Origin of the sequence: Streptomyces synnematoformans, from assembly GCF_039531005.1 — a bacterium.
Taxonomy (GTDB): Bacteria; Actinomycetota; Actinomycetes; order Streptomycetales; family Streptomycetaceae; genus Streptomyces; species Streptomyces synnematoformans.
On the sequence record NZ_BAAAPF010000092.1, the window covers coordinates 1 to 21994 of the forward strand.

19 protein-coding genes are annotated in these 21994 nt (G+C 72.9%); 6 read left to right on the forward strand and 13 right to left on the reverse strand.

The annotated features are described in order from the left end of the window. Together ABD317_RS15915 and ABD317_RS15920 are read left to right on the forward strand one after the other, a co-directional pair. Positions 1-724, forward strand: a 724-nt coding sequence (locus ABD317_RS15915) for a response regulator transcription factor (RefSeq protein WP_425582372.1), incomplete at its 5' end; no start/stop codon positions are given. A gap of 19 nt (positions 725-743) precedes the next feature. Continuing rightward, a complete protein-coding gene (locus ABD317_RS15920) occupies positions 744-2258 on the forward strand; it encodes an MDR family MFS transporter (protein WP_344290627.1) in 1515 nt (504 codons plus the stop codon). Between the two features lie 13 nt (positions 2259-2271). Here ABD317_RS15920 and ABD317_RS15925 read toward each other — a convergent pair whose 3' ends face one another. After that, the gene (locus ABD317_RS15925; RefSeq protein WP_344290628.1) at positions 2272-3357 is read right to left on the reverse strand and encodes a methyltransferase; all 1086 of its coding nucleotides are present in this window, start codon (positions 3355-3357) and stop codon (positions 2272-2274) included. Positions 3358-3622: 265 nt separating this feature from the next. Between ABD317_RS15925 and ABD317_RS15930 the strand changes: the two genes are divergently transcribed. Continuing rightward, positions 3623-3838 carry an acyl-CoA carboxylase subunit epsilon gene (locus ABD317_RS15930; protein ID WP_344290629.1) on the forward strand — a complete coding sequence of 72 codons (216 nt, stop codon included), beginning with the start codon at positions 3623-3625 and terminating at the stop codon, positions 3836-3838. 225 nt (positions 3839-4063) lie between these two features. Here ABD317_RS15930 and ABD317_RS15935 read toward each other — a convergent pair whose 3' ends face one another. Next, entirely contained in the window at positions 4064-4933 is an 870-nt protein-coding gene (locus ABD317_RS15935) for an NmrA/HSCARG family protein (protein WP_344290630.1), read from the reverse strand. Between the two features lie 584 nt (positions 4934-5517). Here ABD317_RS15935 and ABD317_RS15940 point away from each other — a divergent pair. After that, entirely contained in the window at positions 5518-6516 is a 999-nt protein-coding gene (locus ABD317_RS15940) for a ParB/RepB/Spo0J family partition protein (protein WP_344290631.1), read from the forward strand. A gap of 322 nt (positions 6517-6838) precedes the next feature. Here the strand turns inward: ABD317_RS15940 and ABD317_RS15945 are convergent, their stop codons facing one another. From ABD317_RS15945 to ABD317_RS15960, 4 genes are all read right to left on the reverse strand, one after another. Then, complete coding sequence (locus ABD317_RS15945; protein ID WP_344290632.1) at positions 6839-7663, reverse strand: AfsR/SARP family transcriptional regulator; 825 nt, start codon at positions 7661-7663, stop codon at positions 6839-6841. A 408-nt stretch (positions 7664-8071) separates the two neighbouring features. Next, the gene (locus tag ABD317_RS15950; protein WP_344290633.1) at positions 8072-9850 is read right to left on the reverse strand and encodes an FAD-dependent monooxygenase; all 1779 of its coding nucleotides are present in this window, start codon (positions 9848-9850) and stop codon (positions 8072-8074) included. 41 nt (positions 9851-9891) lie between these two features. Next, complete coding sequence (locus ABD317_RS15955; protein WP_344290634.1) at positions 9892-10692, reverse strand: gamma-glutamyl-gamma-aminobutyrate hydrolase family protein; 801 nt, start codon at positions 10690-10692, stop codon at positions 9892-9894. Positions 10693-10701: 9 nt separating this feature from the next. Beyond that, a complete protein-coding gene (locus ABD317_RS15960) occupies positions 10702-11034 on the reverse strand; it encodes a Rieske 2Fe-2S domain-containing protein (protein ID WP_027755474.1) in 333 nt (110 codons plus the stop codon). A 328-nt stretch (positions 11035-11362) separates the two neighbouring features. Between ABD317_RS15960 and hemG the strand changes: the two genes are divergently transcribed. Together hemG and ABD317_RS15970 are read left to right on the forward strand one after the other, a co-directional pair. Further along, a complete protein-coding gene (hemG, locus tag ABD317_RS15965) occupies positions 11363-12859 on the forward strand; it encodes a protoporphyrinogen oxidase (RefSeq protein WP_344290635.1) in 1497 nt (498 codons plus the stop codon). 71 nt (positions 12860-12930) lie between these two features. After that, positions 12931-13563, forward strand: a complete 633-nt coding sequence (locus tag ABD317_RS15970) for a mycothiol-dependent nitroreductase Rv2466c family protein (RefSeq protein WP_344290636.1) — start codon at positions 12931-12933, stop codon at positions 13561-13563. An 86-nt stretch (positions 13564-13649) separates the two neighbouring features. On the opposite strand, the gene ABD317_RS15975 is transcribed toward ABD317_RS15970, so the two are convergent. The 7 genes from ABD317_RS15975 to ABD317_RS16005 all read right to left on the reverse strand — a co-directional run. Next, the gene (locus tag ABD317_RS15975; protein ID WP_344290637.1) at positions 13650-14591 is read right to left on the reverse strand and encodes an ArsR/SmtB family transcription factor; all 942 of its coding nucleotides are present in this window, start codon (positions 14589-14591) and stop codon (positions 13650-13652) included. An 859-nt stretch (positions 14592-15450) separates the two neighbouring features. After that, the gene (locus tag ABD317_RS15980) at positions 15451-16344 is read right to left on the reverse strand and encodes a hypothetical protein (RefSeq protein ID WP_344290638.1); all 894 of its coding nucleotides are present in this window, start codon (positions 16342-16344) and stop codon (positions 15451-15453) included. 1 nt (position 16345) lies between these two features. Continuing rightward, positions 16346-16774, reverse strand: coding sequence for a peptidase inhibitor family I36 protein (locus tag ABD317_RS15985; protein WP_344290639.1), 429 nt, complete (start codon positions 16772-16774; stop codon positions 16346-16348). A gap of 819 nt (positions 16775-17593) precedes the next feature. Next, entirely contained in the window at positions 17594-17815 is a 222-nt protein-coding gene (locus ABD317_RS15990; protein WP_344290640.1) for a DUF397 domain-containing protein, read from the reverse strand. Beyond that, positions 17812-18546: a Scr1 family TA system antitoxin-like transcriptional regulator gene (locus ABD317_RS15995; RefSeq protein ID WP_344290641.1), complete on the reverse strand. Its 735-nt coding sequence runs from the start codon at positions 18544-18546 to the stop codon at positions 17812-17814. The genes ABD317_RS15990 and ABD317_RS15995 overlap by 4 nt, the downstream gene beginning before the upstream one ends. A 625-nt stretch (positions 18547-19171) precedes the next feature. After that, a complete protein-coding gene (locus tag ABD317_RS16000; protein ID WP_344290642.1) occupies positions 19172-20203 on the reverse strand; it encodes a LacI family DNA-binding transcriptional regulator in 1032 nt (343 codons plus the stop codon). Positions 20204-20262: 59 nt separating this feature from the next. Continuing rightward, the coding region (locus ABD317_RS16005; RefSeq protein WP_344290643.1) for a discoidin domain-containing protein at positions 20263-21994 on the reverse strand (1732 nt) is incomplete at its 5' end.

Genomic DNA, 21994 nt, shown 5'->3' on the forward strand with positions numbered 1-21994 from the left:
GCCGCCGCCCGCGGCCACCGCGCCGGCGGCGGGCGACCCGGCGCAGGCGGCGGCGCGGGCGCCCGCCGGGCACCGCATCCTGGTGGTGGACGGCGACGCCGACCTCGCCGGCTCCCTCACCGCCCAGCTGCGCCGGCACGGGCACGACCCGGTCGGCGTCAAGCACGGCGGCGCGGCACTGCAGCGCCACGGGGACGTGGAGCTGGTGCTGCTCGACCTCGACCTGCCGGACCTCGACGGACTGGAGGTGTGCCGCGCGATCCGGGAGGTCAGCCGGGTCCCGCTGATCATCGTGACCGCCCGGCAGTCCGAACTCGACTGCGTGCTCGGGCTGCACGCGGGCGCCGACGACTACGTGACCAAGCCCTACGGGCTGCGCGAGCTGATGGCCCGCATCGAGGCGGTGATGCGCCGCACCCGGTGGCAGCCCGCGGCGGTCGAGGAGATCCGGCACGGCCGGCTGCACATCGACGTGGGCTCGCGCGAGGTCACCGTGGACCAGGAGCGGGTACCCCTCACCCGCAAGGAGTTCGACGTCCTCTACCTGCTCGCCTCCCACCCCGGCACCGTCATACCGCGCAAGCAGCTGCTGCAGCAGGTCTGGGGCGACTCCTGGTCGCGCCGCACCGTGGACACGCACGTCAGCAGCCTGCGCGGCAAGCTCGGGGGCAGCGGGTGGGTCGTGACCGTGCGCGGGGTCGGGTTCCGGCTCGGCACCGGCTGACGACAGGGGGAGGGGATCCATGGGGGCGGCCGCCGGCGCGGAGGACGGGTTACGGCCCGGGGCCCGGCGGCGCGCGCTGCTTCCGCTGCTGCTGGCGCTGCTGCCGTCGTCGCTCGGCACCACGGTCGTCGCCACCGCCATGCCGACGGTCGCCGGCGACCTCGGCGGCGTGGAGTACCTGTCCTGGGCGGTCACGTCGTACACCCTGGCCGCCGCCGCGTCGATCCCGGTGTGGGGCAAGCTCGGCGACATGTACGGGCGCCGGCGGTGGCTCCTGGTGGCGATGGCGGTCTTTCTCGTGGGCTCCGCGCTGTGCGGGCTGGCGCAGGGGATGGGGCAGCTGATCGCCTTCCGGGCGGTCCACGGGCTCGGCGGGGGCGGGCTCGGGGTCGGCGTGATGTCCGTGATCGGCGAGCTGATCCCGCCGCGCGAACGCGCCCGCTACCAGGGCACGATCAGCAGCGTCATGGTCTTCTCCATGATCGCCGGGCCGCTGGTCGGCGGCAGCATCACCGACCACGCCGGCTGGCGCTGGACGTTCTGGTTCAACCTGCCGGTCGGGACGCTGGCGCTGGTGCTGATCGCGCGCGTGGTGCGGGTGCCGGGGCGCGGCCGGCGCGCGCACATCGACTACCGGGGCGCGGTGCTGCTCGTCTGCTGCATCGTCTCGTTCGTGCTGGCGGCCACCTGGGGCGGCTCGAAGTACGCCTGGGGCTCGCCCGTCGTCGTGGCGCTCGCCGCCGGCTTCCCGGTCACCCTGGCCGGCTTCGTGTGGGCGCAGTCCCGGGCCGTCGAGCCGCTGCTGCCGCCGCGGATCTTCCGGGCACGCAACTTCCGGCTGATGTCCGTCATCAGCTTCGCCAACGGCTTCGTGATGTTCGGCGCGGTGCTCTATCTGCCGCTGTACCACCAGGCCGTGCACGGCGCCTCGGCGACCGGCTCCGGGCTGCTGCTCCTGCCCATGCTCGGCTCCCTCGTCGTCACCTCCCAGCTGTCCGGGCGGTACACGGCGAGCACCGGCCGGTACCGCGTCCTACAGATCGGCGGCGGCGCGGCGATGCTCGCGGGCACGCTGCTGCTCTCCCGGCTGGACACCGCCACCCCGCGGCCGACGGCCGCGGTGTCCATGGCGCTGCTCGGCGTCGGCATGGGCTGTCTGGGCCAGAGCCTGGTGACGGTGGCGCAGAACAGCGTCGACGTACGGGAGGTGGGCGCCGCCTCCGCGGCGATCACGCTCTTCCGCACCGTGGGCAGCTCGGTCGGCGTCGCCGTCATGGGCACGCTCTTCAACCACCGGGTGCGCGCCGCGACCGCCGAACGCGGCGACGGCGCCGTCACGCTGACCGGCGCCCGGCTGGACGCCCGGAGCCTGGACCGGCTCGACCCCGGGGTGCGCGCGGTGTACGAGAGCGCGGTCGCCCGGGGCGTGCAGGGGGCCTTTCTGGCAGCCGCGGCGGCGGCGGCGCTGACGTTCCTGGCCGCGCTGGGCGTACGGGAGGTCGCGCTCAGGAGCGCCGGCGGCCGGCGCTCCTGAGCGTCGGCCGCGGTCAGCTCGGGCTCGCCTCGACCACCGAGATCGCCGCCGGCGTCTGCACGACGCGCTCCAGCGTGAACCCCGCCTGCCGCAGCAGGTCCGCGTACTGCGCGCGGGTGCGCTCCTTGCCGCCGACGAGCAGCATCAGCCACAGGTCGACCAGCTTGCCCGCGTGCGGGCCGTTGAGCTTGTCCGGGACGACCATCTCCATCACCAGCAGCCGGCCGCCCGGGTTGATCGCCTTGCGCACGTTGCGCAGGATCTCCAGGGCCTGCGGCTCCGGCCAGTCGTGCAGGATGTGCTTGAGGATGTATGCGTCCCCGCCCTCCGGCACCGGGTCGAACAGGCCGGCGTCGGTGAGGGTGCACCGGTCGGCCACGCCCTGCTCTGCGAGCAGTTCGGCGGCGCCGTTGGCGGCCACCCGGGGGTCGGCGAGGACGCCGCGCGCCGCGGGGTGCTTGCGCAGCACGCCGGCGAGCAGGTCGCCGCGCCCGCCGCAGAAGTCGACGACGGTCCCGTAGCGCCGGAAGTCGCAGGCGGCGAGGATCGGTTCGGTCTCGGTGCCGGACATCGAGCCCATGCCGTCGAAGAAGACCGCGCCGTACTCGGGGTTGGCCTCCAGGTACTCGAACGCGCCCATGCCGCGCAGCTTGGGCAGGCTCGGCTCGCCGGTGCGCACCGCGTCGACGAGGTGACCCCAGTCCTCCCAGTGCAGGGGGTGGCCCATGAGCAGCGCGATCCCCTGCATCGACATCGGCGCGTCCTTCACCAGCGCCCGCGCCATCGGCGTCAGCCCGACCCGGCCGTCCTTCCGCTCGGCGAAGATGCCGTACGTCGCCAGCAGCCGCAGCAGCCGGTGCAGCGCGTCGGGGTCCGCCCCGGTTCTGCGGGCGATCTCCTCGGGGCGCAGCGGGCCGTCGGTCAGGGTCTCGGCGACGCGCAGCTCGGCGGCGACGTAGATCGCCTGGCTGACCATGGCCCCCTGGACCAGTTCGAGCAGCGCGAACGGCGGCGGCGCGAGCCGGCGCGTGAGGCGCTGCAGCGCTCCGCGCACGTTCTCCACGGCACGGACGACTCGGGCGGGCGGCAGTGGCGGCATGAGAATCCTCCGACTCAGGTGATTTTCCCGGCGGTTGGCACCGAAGCGCGCGCGTGCGGTGAATTCCGCTCGATGCTAGGCATGTTCGCGTTCCGCCGGCACCTGTCCCGGTGAACACCGGCGGGAATTCCGCGGCGCCGGTCCAGTACCGCCTGAGTGGCGCTCGACAATGCGCCGCGCCGTCCGGCACCGGCGGATATTGAGCGGAACGCAAGAATTTCTGTGGGCGCGGGCGCCACCGTGACGTGGAGACCGGGAGGTGACCGTGACGGAATCGGAAGACGACGCGGTGCGCGTGGAACGCGGAAACGCCGAGCCGGAGGAACTCGCCGCGCTCGCGGCGGTGTTGGTGTCGGTGCTCGCCGGCCGCCGGGAGCACGGTGACGGAGGGGCCCCGGACGCGGCGCGGCGGCCCCGTGCCGCGCAGTGGCGGCGGTGGGAGCGGCTCGCGGCGTACCGCCCGCCGCACAGCTGGCAGTGACGGCGACCGGCCGGGGGCGGGTGCCGTGACGCCGATCGACTCCGTCTCCCGCGGACCGGCCGGCGTGGACGACGTGACCGACCCGGCCGGCACCCGGCCGGCACCCGGCCCGCGCTGATCGCCGGGCTGGAGACGCCGCGCCCCACGAGCGCGCGGCTTCCCCACCGCAAACACGGCGGCCCTCCCCGGTGCCCGGCGGTCGCGGGGGAGGGCGTCGCGGTACGGCTACGGGGCCGCCGGCGGGGTCCAGTTGGCCCGCAGCCAGGTCTCCAGGTCCGTCAGGTCCGGCCGCAGCCGGCGCAGCCCGGCCAGGTCGGCGCGGTAGCCCTCGCCGTCGAGCCAGTCGAACATCGCGGCCAGGTCCTCGCGCGCCGCGCGCAGCCGCTCGAAGGACTGCTGCTCGTACCGCGTCGGCACCCCGGCGACCCGCTCGAACGCCGCGGCCATCTGCGGCCCGGTCAGCTCGTCGCCGGCGATCTCCAGCGTGCGGCCGATCCAGCCGTCCGGGTCGGCGAAGGCGTCCGCGGCGAACGCGCCGATGTCCTCGACCGCGATGACCTGCACCGCCACCTCCGGGCGCAGCCACATGCCGAGGACGAGCCCGCCGTCGCGCGGGCGCGGGCCGACGTCGTGGAGGATGTCGTAGAACATGGCCGGGCGCAGCGTGGTCGCCGGCAGGCCGAGCTTGGCGATGTGCTGCTCGACGTGCCACTTGCTCTCGAAGTGCGGGATGCCGCTGTCGCGTTCCGCACCGCCGACCGAGCTGTAGACGACGTGCGCCACGCCCGCCTCGGCCGCGGCGTCGGCCACCGCCTTGCCCTGCCGCTCCTCGCCCTCCACGCCCCCGGCCCCGCGGAACGTCTGGACGCTGAAGACGCCGTGGACGCCGCGCAGCGCCGCGCGCAGCGACGCCGGGTCGTCCAGGTCGCCGCGTACGAGCGCCGCGCCCGCCGCGGCGAGGGCCCGCGCCCGGGGTGCCTGCGGATCGCGTACGAGGGCGCGCACGGACCGTCCGCGGCGCAGCAGTTCGCGGGCGGTCGCGCCGCCCTGCCGGCCGGTACCGCCGAGCACCAGAATCGTCCCGTCTGCAACCACCGTTTGCCTCCATGTCCATTGACGCGCAAGGCGTGTGCCCGGCACCTAGAATGCTGATTCCGTGCGCGTGGAGCAATTTGCCCGGCGTGTTCAATTGACGGATGTTCAGGTGGCGGATCTGTGCGCCTCGCGGTCAGCGAAACCCGGCCATTTCACGTCGGCCGCACGATGATGATCTCCCCTTCCTGACGGGGGTCCGTTCCGCGGGTGCCGACAGGCGGTCCGTGTCACTTTCCCCGGTGTTCCGCTGGTCAGCGCCATCGTCCGCGGCTTCCGCATCCGGACCGGATAAATCATGGCGGGATAGCAAGGGCATGCTGGGAGGGTGACGGGGCTCATGGTAGCTTTATTAGCCATCGTGCACTTCCGCCCCCGGGGAGGAGAAGTAGCGGTGTCCCGACAGCTGATTCCCTGACTGTCCGCCTGTTCCCCCGCACTCGCCCTGCCCCTGTGGCGGGTGTGGGCATGTGGTGTTCACCCGTGTGCACGGCGCTCTTTTTTCCCGTGCCTTGCGGGACTCCCCTGCCACGCCGTTTCCGCACGCCCAGCCTACGACTGCGTTCTGCGACAGAAGGAGGCGACTGATGATCGACACGACCGGAGGGGCCACCGTCAGAGCCGTACTGCCCCGAGAACGGACCGATCGCCCCGGCGGCCGGGACCGATCGTCCGAACTGCCGGACGCCACGGTACGAATACCCATCGCGATGTTGCGGGACGCCGACTCACCCCGCCTGGCGGGCATCGACGAGGACCATGTGCGCACCATGGCCGCGACCGGTGCCGAGCTGCCCCCGATCGTTGTACACCGCGCCACCATGAAGGTCATCGACGGTATGCACCGGTTACGGGTGGCGCAGCTGAAGAACCAGCACAGCGTGGAGATCCACTACTTCGACGGCACGGAGTGGGAGGCCTTCCTCCTGGCCGTCGAGCTGAACATGCGGAACGGCCTGCCCCTGACGCTCTCGGACCGCAAGCAGTCCGCGATGCGGATACTCCAGGGCTTCCCCGAGTGGTCGGACCGGGCGATCGGGGTCAGGACCGGGCTCTCCGGCAAGACGGTCGGCGCGCTGCGCCGCCGGTACGCGGAGCATATCGCCCAGGCCCCCGTACGGGTCGGGCGCGACGGCCGGGTGCGGAGGCTGACCCCCGGCCGGGGCCGGCCGCGGGCGGCGGGGGCGCTCCCGGGTGAGCTGGCGCGCCCGGCGAATGAGGCCAGCAGACCGGTCGGCGTCACCGCGCCCGCCCGCAGAGCCCCGAGCGCGTGGGACCAGCCCCCGCCGGCCGGCGGGGAGCGCCCGTACGCCCGCCAGCCGGGCCGGTGCCCGCTGGGCCCGGCCGTCGACCCGGTCAAGGAGCTGGAGTCGCTGAAGCGGGATCCCGCGCTGAAGTACAGCAACGACGGCCGGGAGATGATCCGCTGGCTGGAGGCGCGCATCATCCGCAAGACCGACCCCGGTCTGGTGCTGCGGGCGCCGGCCCACCAGGCGAAGAAGATCGCCGACATGGCGCGCGCCTGCGCGGCGCAGTGGACCACTATCGCGATGCGGATGGACCTGCTGAGCAACGAGAGGTCCTGAGCCCGCCGCGGAACCGTCCGTGCGGCAATGCCCGAGCGACCCCGGCGGTGGCTCTTCGCGCGTCCAACTGCGAATTTTCTTCAGTCGATACGGGTGGGACCGGAGGGACGAGGCGGCGCACGTACGGGCAGTGCGCCCGTGGAACGGGCACGGCCCGGCGGCGCCGAGGCCGCGTCCGTACCGCGTCCGTACCGCGCCGTCCTGCATCCGGGCAGCGGCTCGTGCGCCGACCGGACAGCGTCCGTACGGCGGCATGGGCCGGGCCCGGAAGGCCGTGGCCTTCCGGGCCCGGCCGGCCGGGGGCCGAGGCGCCCCGGCCGCTTCAGCTCGCGTAGCGGTCGAAGGTGGACGACCGCCGGGGGTCGGCGATCACGTCGAGCTGCGGGTCGACGGCCAGGATCGCCTGGTGCAGCCGCTGCAGCTGCGGCGACGGATCCACGCCCAGGTCCTCGATCAGCCGTATGCGCAGCCGCCGGTAGACGTCCAGGGCGGTCGCCTGGCGGCCCGAGCGGTACAGCGCGACCATCGCCTGCGAGTGCAGGCCCTCGTGCTCGGGGTGGCGCGCGATCAGATCGGTCAGCTCCGCGATGCACTCGCTGTGCCGGCCGAGCCGCAGCTCCATGTCGATCCGCCGCTCAAGGGTGACCAGCCTGCTCTCCTCCAGCCGCGCCGCCTCTATCTCCAGCACGGGGCCCACGCGCACGTCCACCAGCGCGGGCCCGTCCCACAGGTCGAGCGCGCGGCGGAACAGCGACGCGGCCAGCCGGTCGTTGCGCTCCGCGTCGAACGCCCGCAGCCCCGCCGACACCAGGTGCTCGTACGTGTGCACGTCGACCTCCTGCGGCGGGATCCGCAGCAGGTAGCCGCCGTAGCGGGTGACGAGCACGTCCTTGGCGGTGCCGGGTCCGTCCGAGCCGATCGCGGCGCTCAGCCGGCGGCGCAGCTGGAGGATGTAGGTCTGCAGTGTGGTCAGCGCGCTGGCGGGCAGATCGGTGCCCCAGATCTCCTCCATGAGCGTGGAGACCGGAACCACCCGGCCGGGGTGCAGCGCCAACAGTGCGAGTATCTGACGCGGCTTACTCGCCGTCGGGACGATTTCCATCCCGTTGACGGCGGCTCGCAGCGGGCCAAGAACCTTTGCCCTCACAGATTCTCCCCCAATCCACCGGCCGTACGGTGACGCGCCGGCACGGAATCCGACCCGCGGGGCCCGCCGAAAGGACGCGCCCCGCAGCCTTTCCTGTGAACCGAACCGGCGTGCACGTTAGTCAATGGGCGGGTCCGGCTCCACGGACACTCCAGCGCTGCTCCGGCGCCCCTCCGACGCCGCGCTTCCCGCGCTCCACGCGTACCGTGTGGACCTGCGAGATTGTCTCGGCGTATCGGCGTGAGAGGCAAGTGCGTCGCCGCTATGCCATCGGCCTGGTGTCTGTGCTTACACTCCTGCGGTGCGACGATCTGGGCCGGGTTGACGCGTGTGACGCCAGACTTCAGCGGTGGCGGAGTGCATGCCGTGTGGGAGGTGTTTCCGTTGGGGGTTTATGTGAACCGCGCGTCAGCGCGTGGGAATTTCCGCGCCGCTCTTTTGCCGGTCCAGGATGCGGGACAGCGCGTGCGCCAGAAGCCCCGCGGGATTCTCCCGGGCCCGGACGCTGCGCCAGGCCACGTGGTTGTCGGGGCGCACCAGCACCGCGCCGTCGTCACCGATCCCGCGGAACGCCGCCCACCTGCCGTCCACGTCCGCGTACTCGGCGCCCTCGCCGATACGGGCCGTGGCGATCGGCACCGAGAACTTCTCGGACGCCTCCGCCGCGGCGTCGCACCACGCCTTCCCGGCCGGCCCGGCGAGCAGGACGAAGCCCGTGCTGACGCCGATCAGGTCGTGCGTTGACAGCCGCTCGCCGTCCCGGGAGAGCCAGGCGTGCGGCAGCAGGTGCCCGGGGCGCGTGGTGGGGCGGTACACGTCGCGCATCGGCGCGCGCTCGGGCGGCTCGGTCCCGTCGGGGACGAGCGCCCCGTCCTCGTACGCGAAGCCCATCTCCAGGTCGTGCGCGTGACAGGCCGCCCGGTGCGTGTCGAGGACCTCCGCCGTGCGCGCCCGTACGACCGCGCGCAGCGGCGACGGGTCGAAGAACGAGGCGAACATCCGCTCCCTGCGCCCCGCCGGCGCGTGCGGGCCGAGGCCGAGGCCGTCCAGCATCATCTGGTGGTGCTGCGCCGCGGACACCGCCCAGTCGACGTTGTGCCGGCACACCGGGCGCCGCTCGTCCTCGTAGCTGTCCAGCAGGCTGTCGTCCGCGCGCCCGGAGAGCACCGCGGCGAGCTTCCAGGCGAGGTTGTGCGCGTCCTGGATCCCCGAGTTGAGGCCGAGGCCGACCGTGGGCGGCTGGCGGTGCGCGGAGTCGCCGGCGAGCAGCACCCGGCCCACCCGGTAGCGCTCGGCGAGCAGCGCCTCCACGGTCCAGTTCGTCACGTGGTGCAGCGTCAGCTCCAGCCCGGGCAGGCTGAGGAGTTCGCGGATCCGGGCGACGACGAACTCCTCGTCGAGGTTGTCGCTCGGCGGGAAGTGCAGCACCCACTCCTCGCAGTGCCGGCCCCAGGTCGGCCCCATCTCGATGAGGTTGCTGGACAGGTCGGCGTCGTAGGCGTTGAGGAAGTGGGTGAGCAGCGTGCCCTCCCGCCACCACGGCGACAGGTCCGCGGAGAAGTACGCGGTGGTGACGTCGAGCAGCCCGTGCACGCCCTGCATCGGCACTCCGAGCGCCTGGCCGACGGTACGCCCGCCGTCGGCGCCCAGGAGGTACCGCGCGGTGACCGTCGTGGTCTCGCCCGTCGACCGGTCGCGCACCTCCGCGGTGACGCGGTCGCCGTGGTCGGTGAACCCCGTCATCTCGTGGCCGAACAGGATCCGGCCGGGGTTCTGCTCCTCGGCGTAGCGGCGCAGGATCGGCTCCAGCCGCACCTGCGGCAGCTTGACCGGCAGCACGGGCCCGGCCTCGGCGTACCGCTCGCGCAGCGAGCCGCCGCCGAACGCGTCCAGCTCGTGGATCAGCTGCCCGTCGCGCTCCCGGTCGCCGCCGAGCGAGGTCAGCCAGCGCAGCGCACCGAACTTCGGCAGCGGCGCGCCCTGTGCGGTCATCGGCCCGTCGAGGCCGTGCTGGCGGAAGATCGCCATGGTGCGCTGGTTGAGGTAGTGCGCCTTCGGCACGTTCGCGGTGTCCGCGTGCCGCTCCACCAGGAGGTGGCCGACACCGTGGTCGGACAGGAAGTTGGACGCGGACAGGCCGCAGCCGCCGCCGCCCACGATCAGCACAGGAACTTCCACTGCTCCCACTTTTCGTCCTTCCGGAAGGTGACGGCCCCGGGCGGGCGGCGTCAGGTGATGTCGGTGGCGGCGCCACGGGACGTACGGGCGGAACCGGCGGTGCGGGACGCGCGTCCCGCGGCCTCGGCCAGGGCCCGGTGCAGCCGCTCGTCGTCGGTCTGGCCGGCCTCCCACTGCACGCCGAGCGCGAACGGGTGGTCGACGGCCTCGACCGCCTCGATGACTCCGTCGGGCGCGCGGGCGGTGGCAAGGAGACCGGCGCCGAGCCGGTCGACCGCCTGGTGGTGGTGGCAGGCGGACTCGGCCGCGCCGCCGGCCAGCACCTGCGCGACGCGGCTGCCGGGCACGACGTCCAGGCGGTGCCGGCCGAGGGTGTACGCCGCCGTCTCCGGGCTGTGCCGGTCGTCCCCGGTGACCGCCGGGAGGTGCTGGTGCAGCGTGCCGCCGTGGAGCACGTTGAGCAGCTGCATGCCGCGGCAGATGCCGAGCACGGGCAGCCCCGTGGCCAGCGCCGCCCGCGCCAGCGCCAGTTCGGCGCGGTCCAGGTTCGGGTTCGCGCCGCGCGTCAGCGGGTGCGGGGCGCCGCCGTACAGCGCCGGGTCCAGGTCCGGGCCACCGGGGATCAGCAGCCCGTCGAGCGGCACGGGGAAGTCCGCGCCGCCGGGCAGCAGCGGCAGCAGTACGGGGGCGCAGCCGGCGGCGGCGAGGAAGTCCACGTGCCGCTGCAGGGTCAGGCTCACGGTCATCCCGACGCCCTGCAGCGTCACCGGCGCCGTGCGCGCGAGGATGCCGACCACCGGCCGGCCGGCGGTGGCGGGCACGGCCGCCGATCCGTTCGACGCAGTGTCCATGGCTCTTCCTCACGTCCGCGGCGGCTCGTCCTCGGCGTCGAACGCGACGTACACCTCGTCGCCCTCGACCCTGACCTCGTAGGTGGCGATCGGCTCCGTCGCCGGCGGGTTCGTGGGCTCGCCGGTGCGCAGGTCGAAGCAGGAGCCGTGCAGCCAGCACTCGACCGTGGTGTCGTAGACCTCGCCCTCGGAGAGCGAGACCTCGGCGTGGGAGCAGATGTCGCTGACCGCGTACACGCTGCCGCCGCTGCGGACCACCGCGACCGGCGTGTCGTCGATCTCCACCGCGAGCGCGCCGTCGGCCGGGATCTTGTCCAGGGGACAGACCTTCACGAAACGCATCTGTTCGACTCCTCCTCGGACTTCCGGCGGATCCGCATGCGGAACGGCTGCGCGGCGCCCGTCGTACGGAAGCCGGCCACCGCCACCTTGGGCCGCGGCTCTCAAGGATCAGCCGGAGGCGGGACGAAGTTCGCTGGAGCGTGCGGACGGGGCGGGGGAGCGGGGCGCGGGGTCGGGGGTGCGGGGCGGGGTGTGCGGGTGCGGACGCGCGGGGCGGCGTGCGGCGCGGGTGTGCGGGGCGGGCCGGGGTCCACTCCCGCTCCACCGGGACTCCCGGCGGCTCCGCCCAGACTGGGACGACACCGTTATCCACGAGGGAGCAGGCGGAATGGCGGACAAGGGAACGGACCGGACGACCGCGGCGCCGCACGTGGTCGTCGTCGGAGGCGGCATCGCGGGGCTGGCGGCGGCGTTCTTCCTGCGCGACGAGCCGGTGCGGGTGACGGTCCTGGAGGCGTCGCCCAGGATCGGCGGGCAGCTGGAGGCCGCCGAGGTGGGCGGGGTGACCGTCGACGTGGGCGCGGACTCCACGTACGCCCGCCGCCCCAAGACCGCCAGGCTGCTCAAGGCGGCCGGGCTCGGCGAGCAGGTGGTGTCCGCGAGCACCACCGCCACCGCGATCTGGACCAGGGGCGGCCTCCGCCCGCTGCCCGCCCGCCAGTTCATGGGCGTACCCGCCGACATGGACGGGCTGGCGGAGTCCGGCATCCTCTCCTCGGAGGGCGTGGCGCGCGCCCGCGAGGACCTGCGGCTGCCGCGGCTCGACCGGGACGGGGACGTCTCCGTCGCGGACTTCGTCGGCGGGCGGCTGGGGCGGGAGGTCGTGGACCGCCTCGTCGAGCCGTTCCTCGCCGACGCCTACTTCGGCCGCGCCGACGAGCTGTCGTTCGAGGCGACGCTGGCGCCGCTGGTCTCGGCGACGCGCCGGCACACCTCGCTCGCCGAGGCGGCGGGCGCGCTGCTCCCCGAGCCGGCCCCGGCGGGACAGGAGCCGCCGACCGGCATCTCCACGCTGCCCGACGGGCTCGGCACGCTGCCGCACGTGCTCGCGGACGCGATCCGGGCCTCCTCACCGCAGGCGTCGGTACGCACCGGCGCCCGGGTGACGGCCCTGACGCCGGCGGGGGGCGGCTGGCAGGTGACGGTCGCGGGCGCTGCGGGCGCCTCTGGCACCTCTGGCACCTCTGGCCCCGAGCGGATCGACGCGGACGCCGTCGTCGTCGCCGTACCCGCCGGGCCCGCGGGCCGGTTGCTGGCCGGGCCGGCGGGGGCCGGTGAGGCGGCGGCGGGGCTCGCCGAGATCCCGTACGCGGGGACGGCGATCATCACGCTGGCCTACCCGCGCGAGGCGCTCGACCGGCTGCGCAAGCTCGGCTACAGCGGCTACCGGGCGCCGTCGGCGGACGGCCGGAAGGTCCGGGCGGTGACGTTCTCGACCGCGAAGTGGGCGCACCTGGCCGGCGAGGTCGAGATCGTACGGTGCCAGGCGGGCGGCAGCGGCGACGACGCGCTGCTGCAGCGTGACGACGCGGACCTCGTGGAGCTGGCGGCAACCGAGTTCGCGGCGGCGGGCGCGGCGGCCGGCGGGGTGGCCGGCGACCCGGTGGACTCGCGGGTCGACCGCTGGGAGCACGCGGTGCCGCAGTACACCGTCGGCCACCTGGACCGGATCGAGCGCATCCGCGCCGCCGTCGACGCCCGCCCCGGGCTCGCGGTCTGCGGGGCGGCGTACGACGGGGTGGGCGTCGGCCAGTGCGTGGCCAGCGCGCGGAAGGCGGCGGACCAGGCGCTGGCCTGGCTGCGGAAGGCCGCGGACCGCACGTAGGCGGTGCGCGCCGATGCGAGACGAGGGGCGGGGCCGCACCCGCCCGGTGAAGACCTGCAGGGAGGCTGGAGTTGTCCGAACCATCCGAACTATCCGAGCGGACCCCGACCACGACCGACTTCTGGTTCGACCCGGTGTGCCCGTGGGCGTGGATCGCGTCCCGGTGGATGCACGAGGTGGAGCGGCAGCGCCCTGTCGTCGTCCGCTGGCACGTGATGAGCCTCGCCGTGCTCAACGAGGGCCGCGAACTGCCGCGGAAATACCGCGAGGTGATCGACCACGCCTGGGGCCCGGTGCGGGTCTGCGTCGCCGCGGGGCAGAAGTACGGCCCCGGGATCTTGGGCCGCCTCTACACCGAACTCGGCAACCGGTTCCACCACGACAAGGCCCCCCGCGACCGCGCCACCGTCGCCGCCGCCCTCGCCGCGGCGGGCCTGGACGCCGGCCTGGCCGACGCGATGGACTCCACCGACCACGACGCGGCGCTGCGCGAGTCCCACCGCGACGGCATGGACCGCGTCGGCTACGACGTCGGCACCCCGGTGATCGCCGTCGACGGCACGGCGTTCTTCGGCCCGGTGGTCACCCCGGTGCCCCGCGGGGAGGCGGCGGCGCGGCTGTGGGACGGCGTCCTGCTGGTGACGGGAACGGACGGCTTCTACGAACTCAAACGCACCCGCGACCGCGGCCCGTCCTTCGACTGACCTGGCGGCGCTGCGCCCGTGGGGCGGGTCGGGTGGACGGTGAGCGCGGGAGAGGGTCCGCGCGGGAAGGGGCCGCGCAGGACGGGTCAGTGCAGGACGGGCGAGCGCTGGAGCAAAGCCCTGCCCAGCGGCGTCAGGGTGTGCAGCACCATCGCCGCGCACCGGCTGCTGCACAGCAGCCCGGCCTCGCGCAGCACCCCGGCATGCCGGCTGGCGGACGCCGTGGAGACCCCGACGGCACGGGCGAGTTCGCCCGTGGTGGCACCCGTGGCCGCGGCCCGCAGGACCTGGGCGCGGGTGTGGCCGAGCAGGGCGGCCAGGGATGCGGCCACGTCGCCGACGGTGTCGGCGGACGGCTCGTGGAGCAGCGGGTAGATCAGCGTCGGCGGCAGCGCGGGATCGGCCAGCGTGATCGGATCCCCCCAGCAGAAGTACGACGGAACCAGGACCAGCCCCCGCCCGTCCAGGTGCACGTCACGGTCCACGGGATAGCCGGCGGCGTGCAGCACGGGCTCCTCCCAGCGCAGTACGGGACCGAGGCCCTCCAGCATGCCTCTGGCGCCGGCGTCTCGCAGCTGCCGCAGATGCACCCCGCGCTGGGCCTCGATGCGGGCCGCGACGGTGTCGCCGTAGGGGGTGATGGCGGCGTCGACGTAGGCGCGCAGCAGCCCGGTCAACTCCACCCGCGCCCGCCAGTCGACGAGCCGGGCAGCCCACGCCGGAGCGCCGACCACGGCGTCGAGGGCGGCGATCTCCCTCATGACCCGGCGGGACGGGGTGGCGACGATGGCTTCGAGACCGGCGTCCAGCCCCTCGGCAGATTCGGCCGGGGTCAGGAAGTCGGGAAAGTAGGCGGCCCTGGGGAAGAGCGGGATCAGCACGTCCCGCACGGCCCGTTCGATGCCGCGTTCACGCAGCCGCATGCGCGTCGACCGGTGCCAGCCCGCATAGGCCCATCGGCCGCGGCGCGTCTGGAATCGGTGCAGGCTGACGGCCGTCTCCCAGAGCGGATCGGGTGTGGTGGCCACACGCGTCCGGGCTAAATCGGCGTCACCGAAGTGAATACGGAGCATTCCATTCCCCCCACGATTCATGTTGATCCCCCGCTGAGCTGCACTCTTGCAGCCAGGTGAAACAGTCTGGCCGATAGTCGTCACTGCCTGCAAGAGCGGGCACCTTCGAGGTCCTGCCGACGTATGAGAATTGCCCTGATGGCACACCTGAGAGGCTCGTCGGCGTGCGCAAGGCAGACAGGAGGGGAAAGGAGGATGGAAGGACAAAGGCTATGGTGCTGAGGTGGCTGAGAGGCGGCGTGGTCATCACGGCTGCGGCGATACTGGTCGGTACAGGAATGGCCACGTCGGCACGGGCAAGCGTTTCTCAGGGGTACATCGTAGGCGTCGGTACGTTGACGGATTCGGGGGCGAGGGCCCGCTGTCCCGATCGTAGAACTCGTACAACAGCGTGGTCGGGATGTGGCAGTCGATTCTGTGGGCGGATGGCTATCCGAGTACGAGTGACATCGACTGCGAGTTCGGTTCCGTGACCGAGGCCACGGGCGGTACTACATTGCCCTGGACGGAGAACGGGGTCGGCTTCTCCTGCAACCACGCCAACTACTGCGCCCCCATCCGTTGACCTCGATCTTTCGTGACGGGCCGTCGGATTCTCCGGCGGCCCGTTTCGGCTGGGCGGACTGGTGACGGGTATGCGGACGTCCGCCGGCAAGGGCGGCACATCCCCTCGAACACCTGCCGCTCGATGGCTCGCGGCAGGTGTTCAAGGAGAAGTAGCCGTCTCGGGCTCCCGCGGACAGCGGGTCAGCAGGAGGACATCCAGTGGTGGGAGCGGATCTTCACTCCGATGAGGGAGTCCCACCAGGGACGGTCAGCGGGATAGGATCTTGCTGCGCTGCTCGGCCTTGGTGAACAGGCCGGACAGCCGGGTCATCTCCGCACGTTGCTGCGGCTCGATGGTGCGTGCGAACTCCCGCCGCAGCTGCAGCCCGGTCCTGGAAAGCTCGACCTGCCGGTTACAGCCCATGTCCCGTACTGCAATGGTGATCTCCTTCTCCCGGCGCTGGTCCAGCGGCTCGGTGGAGTCCTCGTATGCCTTACTCAGGGCCGAGGGGATGCTGGACGGCGAATCGTAGCTGTACCCGTACTGGCTCATACATGTCCGCCAGCGCCCGAGCGCGGCATGGTAACGCTCGTCGGCGGTCGCCTTCTTGAACAGGCCGAGGCTGATCTCCTGCGGTATGTACGTGATCCGTGCCCAGGTGTCGAGGTCGCCGTACACGGAGGCGTGGGCTTTCGCCGCGCAGCCCTGGTTCGGGTACCAGTAGACGGTGTCGCCCGGGGCGGTCAGCTTAGCGAGTGCGGTGCGCGGCCCGAGCAGGGTTTCGCGCAGCCGCGGATCGTCGCTGTCGCCAGCTTGCCCATTCTGCCCGTCGGACTGCTTGGCCTCGGACAGACCGTACCCATGCTGCCGGACCCGGTCGGCGCTGACCCCGCTGCCCTCGTCGGCGTCCGGGTTGGGCCGGTCGACGCTTCCCTTCCACGGGATTCCGGCGTCCTGCATGCACTTCTCGGTCAGCGCAAGGTCGACCAGCGCCACCTGATGCAGCCGAGCCGGATAGTCCCCGGAGTTGGTGACCATGTCCACTGTGCTCTGGTCGAGGTGGTCAGGTACCCGCACACCCTCCGGCTGCGAGTTGCCGCAGCCGAAGAGCATGCCGGCCATCAACACCCACAGGGTGGCTTTGACGGTGGCGGGACGCATGTCACTTACTGCACCAGTACATCGACGAGATGATGTCGTTCCAGTTCCCGCCGCCCGGCCTCGGGTCGAGCGCCAGGTTCTGACGGTAGCTGCCCAGCCCCTCCGCCAGGATTTGGCCGCCGTACCCCGGCAGGGTGGCGAAGTGGGCGGTGCAGCGAATGCCGTTGTTGAACGAGGACGAGGCCTCGTTGTCGATCGAGGAAGGAAGGGTCCGGTTGTTGTCCTTGCCCTGCCACCGCTTCCCGCTGAAGTTCTTGTGTTCCCACAGACAGGCGTACAGGCGTGGGCAGTCACTCCTGCCGGCCACGATGGCGGCAATTTCGGCGGCGTCGGGATTGTCCTGGGCCACGGCCGGTGCGGAGAAGGCGCCTGCCATAGCCAACGCCGCAGCCCCGGTCATGGCCATCTTGGACCGTACGTTTCTGAGCACTCTGATCTCCTTTACGCTGGTAATTGGGGCCGTGCACAGCATGTCAGGGCTCCAGAACGCGCGATAGGCCTTTTAAGTAGAATGAAAAAGTGCAGGTCGCGAGGGGGGAATTGGTTGTTCCGACTACATTTCACGAAGTTGGATCTCGCCCGGACGCAGAGCGCATCCAGTTCTGGCCCTGCTGTGGGAGACCGCCCTTACCTGCACCGCTTCCAGACCCGCCAGGGCCGCTGAGCCTCGCGCAGTGGCATCGCACCACCACGCAACGCCGGACCGAGCGCGGCCTCGGCCGACTCGTCCGCACCCTGCTGCTTCCCGCCCTCCCTGGGCCAGATACTTCCCGGGTTTCCTCACCCCGCCGGAAGCCTCCGATGGCCTCCGGGCCGGGCTGGAAGCCAGCTTGGCGATCTCACGGACCCGGGCCATCTCGGAGTTCGGGGGCGGCCCGGGTCTCGGATATCCCCGGGGGCAGCCACGTGGCCAACGGGTAGGGGGCGCCCGGCCCCTGCGTTCTGCGGGCCCTTTATTCTCCGGGCGATCGCGTCCCGCGACGAGGCGGAGCGGATCCGGCGCCGCGACTCCGCAGGTCGTGGCCCGACAGTGGCCCTCGCCCGCGCACGGCTGGCCCTTCCTCCGCAGACAGCACGCGACCCATGGACCGGGGCTCGTCTCGGGGTCTGCCGCGCATGGCGAGAGCAGGACCAGTGGGACGCACATACGCCGCCTCCACCGCCGACAGCCTCGACTGACGGCTTCGCGCGTGCGGCAGAGTGAAGGGGCCGCCCGCGGGCGGCCCCTTTCGTCAGTTCCGGACGCCGGTCACGTCCACCGGTCCGCCGCAACGGCGGTGACGAAGTCGGCGAACGCCCGGCGGTCGAAGGTGAGCACGGGGCCCGACGGGTCCTTCGAGTCGCGTACGCCGACACGTTCCGCGGCGAGGTGGGCCACCTCTACGCACTCGTTGCCGTCTGGACCGCTGTGGCTGCTCTTGAACCAGCGCTCGGTAGGTTCGGCGGGGAGGAGGGAGGGACGGTGAGTCATCGCGAGATCTCCTGTCGTACTGCGCCGATCAGTCGGGCGGACGCCGACGTGTCAGCCGCTTGCGAACGAAGGTAATCGAACGTGATTCTATAAGCGGCAACGTCGTCCGGAACGTCCAGGTAGAGTCCACGGCGCCGCATCTCGATGTAAACGATGCCCATGGAGTTCCGCGGCTCGCTTTCATCGTCCCTGCCGAGGATGACGAAGTGCCCGGCTCCGGCTGCGTGCGCACCCACGGTGAACGGGAGTACTTGAACGTCGATGTCGACCAGGGGCCGCGCCGACCGGTTCGGATCGTTGAGCGCATCGCCCAGCGGGATGCCGGTAAGGCGCCCCGGGGTGACGGCGCTTCCGGCACGGAGGAGACCGCGGAGGACGTCGCCGACCGCGGTCGAGGTCTGCTCATCGTCGACAAGCTTGCCGAGAAGTGGGGGGCGAACCCGCTGCGGGGCGGCACCCTCGCCTGGGCCCGGTTGACGATCCCCGCTGCTGCGGCAGGGTTCTGGGAACGGTAGCCGGGGGCGTCGGTGCGGTGCGGCACCCGGGAGCAGACCGGGTCCGTGGTGCGTGGCCGGGGCCGCGGGGTGCGGCGCCGGGGCGGCGGCGGTGTGTGGGGTGGGCCGGCTGTGCGGGGGTGCGGCGTCGGGGTGGCGGTCTGTCGCCGGGTGGGTCGGGTGCGGGGGTGCTCGGTGTCGGGGTGGGGGGTGTCGGTGGGGCACCCCCCGGGCCACCCCTTCGCTTCAGTGTGCGGCCCTCCGTCCGGCGTCAAGGGCGCCCCCTCCGCTTCGCTGCGGGAGCGTCGCTGCGCGATGGGGCTGCGCCCCACCCTTGACCCCGGACTCCGGCCCGTGGACAGACCGGCAGCTATGAGGTGGCCCGGGGGGAGCGGGCACCCGAGGAACGAAACTACGTATGCAGATCCCCGCGGACGGGGGCCGGGTCACCGGGCCCGGTCCGCCCCGATCGCGGGCGGGCCCGGTCGACGGGCGGCGGGCCACCGGTGCCGGGACTGCCCCGATCGCCGAGGTCCCCGGTCGCCGGCGCGCCCGGGGCCCCGGGGTCGGGCGTCGTGGCGGGCCCGTGGGCATTGCCGAGATGAACTCGCGGTAACCCACCCTAAAAACAGGTCAAAACGCCCACACGGCCCGGCTTTTGCGCACTCATGGCCACATATTCGACCTCAAGCGCAACTGACCTCTGCCCAACGGCCCCATGTGAGTGTCGCTGTGACCAACTCGCGGTAACCTCAGTCGTGAATCCGGACAAACGTCCCCGACGGGCTGACTTTCGTGCATCGGCGAACTATCGGCGCCGTGCCCCCGCCCGGACCCCGTCGCCGCCCGCGGCGGCGGCCCGCTACGCCGACTCGCGGATCACCAGGTCCGGTTCGAAGATCACTGACTTCGGCGGGGCCTCCGGGGCCTCCAGGGCCGCCAGCAGCAGCCGCACCATCTCGCCCGCCATGTCCTCCACCGGCTGCCGCACCGTCGTCAGCTCCGGCCGGGCCGCCGTCGCCGCGCTGCTGTCGTCGAAGCCGACCACCGCCACGTCCCGCGGCACCCGCTTGCCGTGCTCCTGGAGTACGTGTGCGGCGGCCCGTGCCATCAGGTCGTTCGCCGCGAAGACGCCGTCCAGGTCGGGGTGTTCGCGCAGCAGCCGGGTCATGGCCTGCCCGCCGCTCGCCGCCGTGAAGTTGCCCTCCGCGCAGGGCACGTACGCCAGGCCGTGGCGGGCCATCGCCTGGCCGAAGCCGTCGAGCCGCTCCTGCCCGGCCAGTACGTCCAGGGGGCCGCAGATCGTCACCGGCCGGCGGCAGCCGCGGGCGAGCAGGTGCTCGGCGGCCAGGCGGGCGCCGTCGCGGTGGGCGAGGTCGACGTAGCCGGCGGGGACGGGGCGGGCCGGGCGGGCGAACAGCACGGTCGGCACGCCCGCGGCGGTCAGCATCCGCGGCAGCGGGTCCTCGCCGTGCGTGGAGACCAGCAGCGCGCCGTCCGCGATGCCCTGCCGCAGGTGCGCGACGACCTGCTCGCGGGCCTCCGCGGACTCGGCGAGCATCAGCATCGGGTGCATGCCGCGCGGGCGCAGCGCGCCGATCACGCCGTCGACGACGCGGCCGAAGAAGGGGTCGGAGAAGACGTGGCGCCGGTACGCGGACTCGTCGCCGCCCTCGCCGGCGCCGGAGATCACCAGGCCCACCGCGCCGGTGCGCCGGGTGACGAGGGAGCGGGCCGCGCTGTTGGGGGCGTAGCCGGTGGTGCGGACGGCGGCGCGGACGGTCTCCTGGATGGAGGGGGCCACGTTCCGGGTGCCGTTGATCACGCGCGAGACCGTGGCCCGGGACACTCCGGCGACCCGGGCCACGTCCTCCAGCGTCGGCGGTCGGCTCATACGCGCACTTTATAGGAGCGGCAGCACGCGCTGGAAACCGCTCTCCGAGGCTTACTCGGTCAGCTGTACACGCCGAACTCGTAGAGCGAGTACCCGTAGCCGGTGCCGCGCGCGGTGCCGTTCATCCGCACGTAGCGGCCGGTGCCGGAGACCTCCAGATCGTCGATCCCGCCGTCGCCCTCGGCCGTCTCGTACACCGTCCGCCAGCTCTGGCCGTCGTCGGAGACCTGGATCGCGTACGACCTGGCGAAGGCGCCCTCCCACGCGAGCTGGACGTGCCGGAACGTCGTCCGCTCGCCGAGGTCGACGCGCAGCCACTGCGGGTCGGACCAGGCGCTGGCCCACCGGGTGGAGAAGTCCCCGTCGGTGGCGTCGCCGGCCTCGCAGGGGCAGTCGCCGTAGGCGTCGGTCTGCTCGGTGGACGCCGTGGACGGCTTGCCCCGGGCGACGTTGGTGCCGTCGACCGGCGGCGGGACGACCTTCACCGACAGCGTCTCGATGCCGGCGTTGCCCCTGCCGTCCTCGGCGCGCAGGTACACCTTCCACACGCCGAGCCGGTCCGGCGCCGTGACCGCGAACGTCCCGTCGCCCGTCGCCCGCGACTCCGCCGGCCGCAGCGCCTTGTTCCCGTCTATGTAGTTGCTGTTGACGAGCACCTCGTACGCCACCGCGTCCCCGTCCGGGTCGGCGACGTCCGCGGAGAGCGTGAACTCCCGCCCGGCCGGCACGGCACCCGCGTTCTCCGCGGCCAGGCCGGAGATCACCGGCGGGGTGTTGTCGCCGCTCGGGTCGCCACCGTACGCCTCCTTGACCGCGTAGTACGACAGCCGCCGCTGCCTGTCCGGCGTGAGGTTGAACCACACGCCGCCGAAGTCGTTCTCGATGCCGTAGTGGAAGAGGGTCGCGCCGAGCGCGACGCCACCGTGGCCGGTGACGCAGTCCCACGCGCGGCCGTAGCCCGCGGCCTTGGCGACGTCGGACGGCTCCTCGGGCACGCCGTTGGCGTCGTCCTCGACCTCCCACTCGCCGGGCGGGCCGCCCTCGGTGACGATGTACGGCTTGTCGTAGCCGCCGGCCTCCCAGGCGGCGCGCACGTCGCAGACGGCGGCGTACGCGTTGACGGCGTACAGGTCGAGGTCGGGGGCGTTGCGCCGGTAGTACGGCCAGGCGCCGACCCAGGCGTCGGTGGAGGTCACGGGGTGGTTCGGGTCGACCTCGTGGATGCGCTTCGCGACGTCGTTGACGAAGGTCGTGTACGCGTCGCGCTGGCGCTCCAGCTCGTCGCCCTCGTAGCAGTTCTGCAGCCCGAGGACCGACTCGTTGCCGACGTTCCACATCAACACCCCGGGGTGGTCGCGGTACTCCTCGACCCAGCGGGGGAACTCGGCGAGCATGTCGTTCTTGTACGCGGTGTCCGAGACGTAGTCGACGCAGCCGCCGCTGCCCGGTCCGCCGCCGGGCTGGAGCCAGAACCCGGCGATGACCTTGACGCCGTTGGCCGCGGCGGCGTCGAGCAGCGGGCGGGTCGTGGCGTCGGTGCCCCAGGTGCGCACGGTGTTGGCGCCCAGGGACGCGACGTCCGGCATGTAGTCGGCGGCCTCGGCGACGGGCGGGCCCCAGGTGAGGCCCTTGACGGTGTACGGCCGGCCGTCGACCGTCAGCTGCCAGTCGCCCTGCGAGCCGGTGACCTCGACGACGCTCGCGGCGGCGGCGGTGGTGGCTGCGGGGTCGGGAGACGGGGGCGGGGGCGCCGCCGGTGCCGGCGCCGGCGTCGCGGCGGCCGGGAGGGCG

Excerpts from the sequence above, each read along its gene's own strand:
- ABD317_RS15920 (WP_344290627.1), top strand. The coding sequence starts at position 744 with ATGGGGGCGGCCGCCGGCGCGGAGGACGGGTTACGGCCCGGGGCCCGG.
- ABD317_RS15925 (WP_344290628.1), bottom strand. The coding sequence starts at position 3,357 with ATGCCGCCACTGCCGCCCGCCCGAGTCGTCCGTGCCGTGGAGAACGTG.
- ABD317_RS15940 (WP_344290631.1), top strand. The coding sequence starts at position 5,518 with ATGATCGACACGACCGGAGGGGCCACCGTCAGAGCCGTACTGCCCCGA.
- ABD317_RS15955 (WP_344290634.1), bottom strand. The coding sequence starts at position 10,692 with ATGGACACTGCGTCGAACGGATCGGCGGCCGTGCCCGCCACCGCCGGC.
- ABD317_RS15960 (WP_027755474.1), bottom strand. The coding sequence starts at position 11,034 with ATGCGTTTCGTGAAGGTCTGTCCCCTGGACAAGATCCCGGCCGACGGC.
- hemG (WP_344290635.1), top strand. The coding sequence starts at position 11,363 with ATGGCGGACAAGGGAACGGACCGGACGACCGCGGCGCCGCACGTGGTC.
- ABD317_RS15980 (WP_344290638.1), bottom strand. The coding sequence starts at position 16,344 with ATGCGTCCCGCCACCGTCAAAGCCACCCTGTGGGTGTTGATGGCCGGC.
- ABD317_RS15990 (WP_344290640.1), bottom strand. The coding sequence starts at position 17,815 with ATGACTCACCGTCCCTCCCTCCTCCCCGCCGAACCTACCGAGCGCTGG.
- ABD317_RS16000 (WP_344290642.1), bottom strand. The coding sequence starts at position 20,203 with ATGAGCCGACCGCCGACGCTGGAGGACGTGGCCCGGGTCGCCGGAGTG.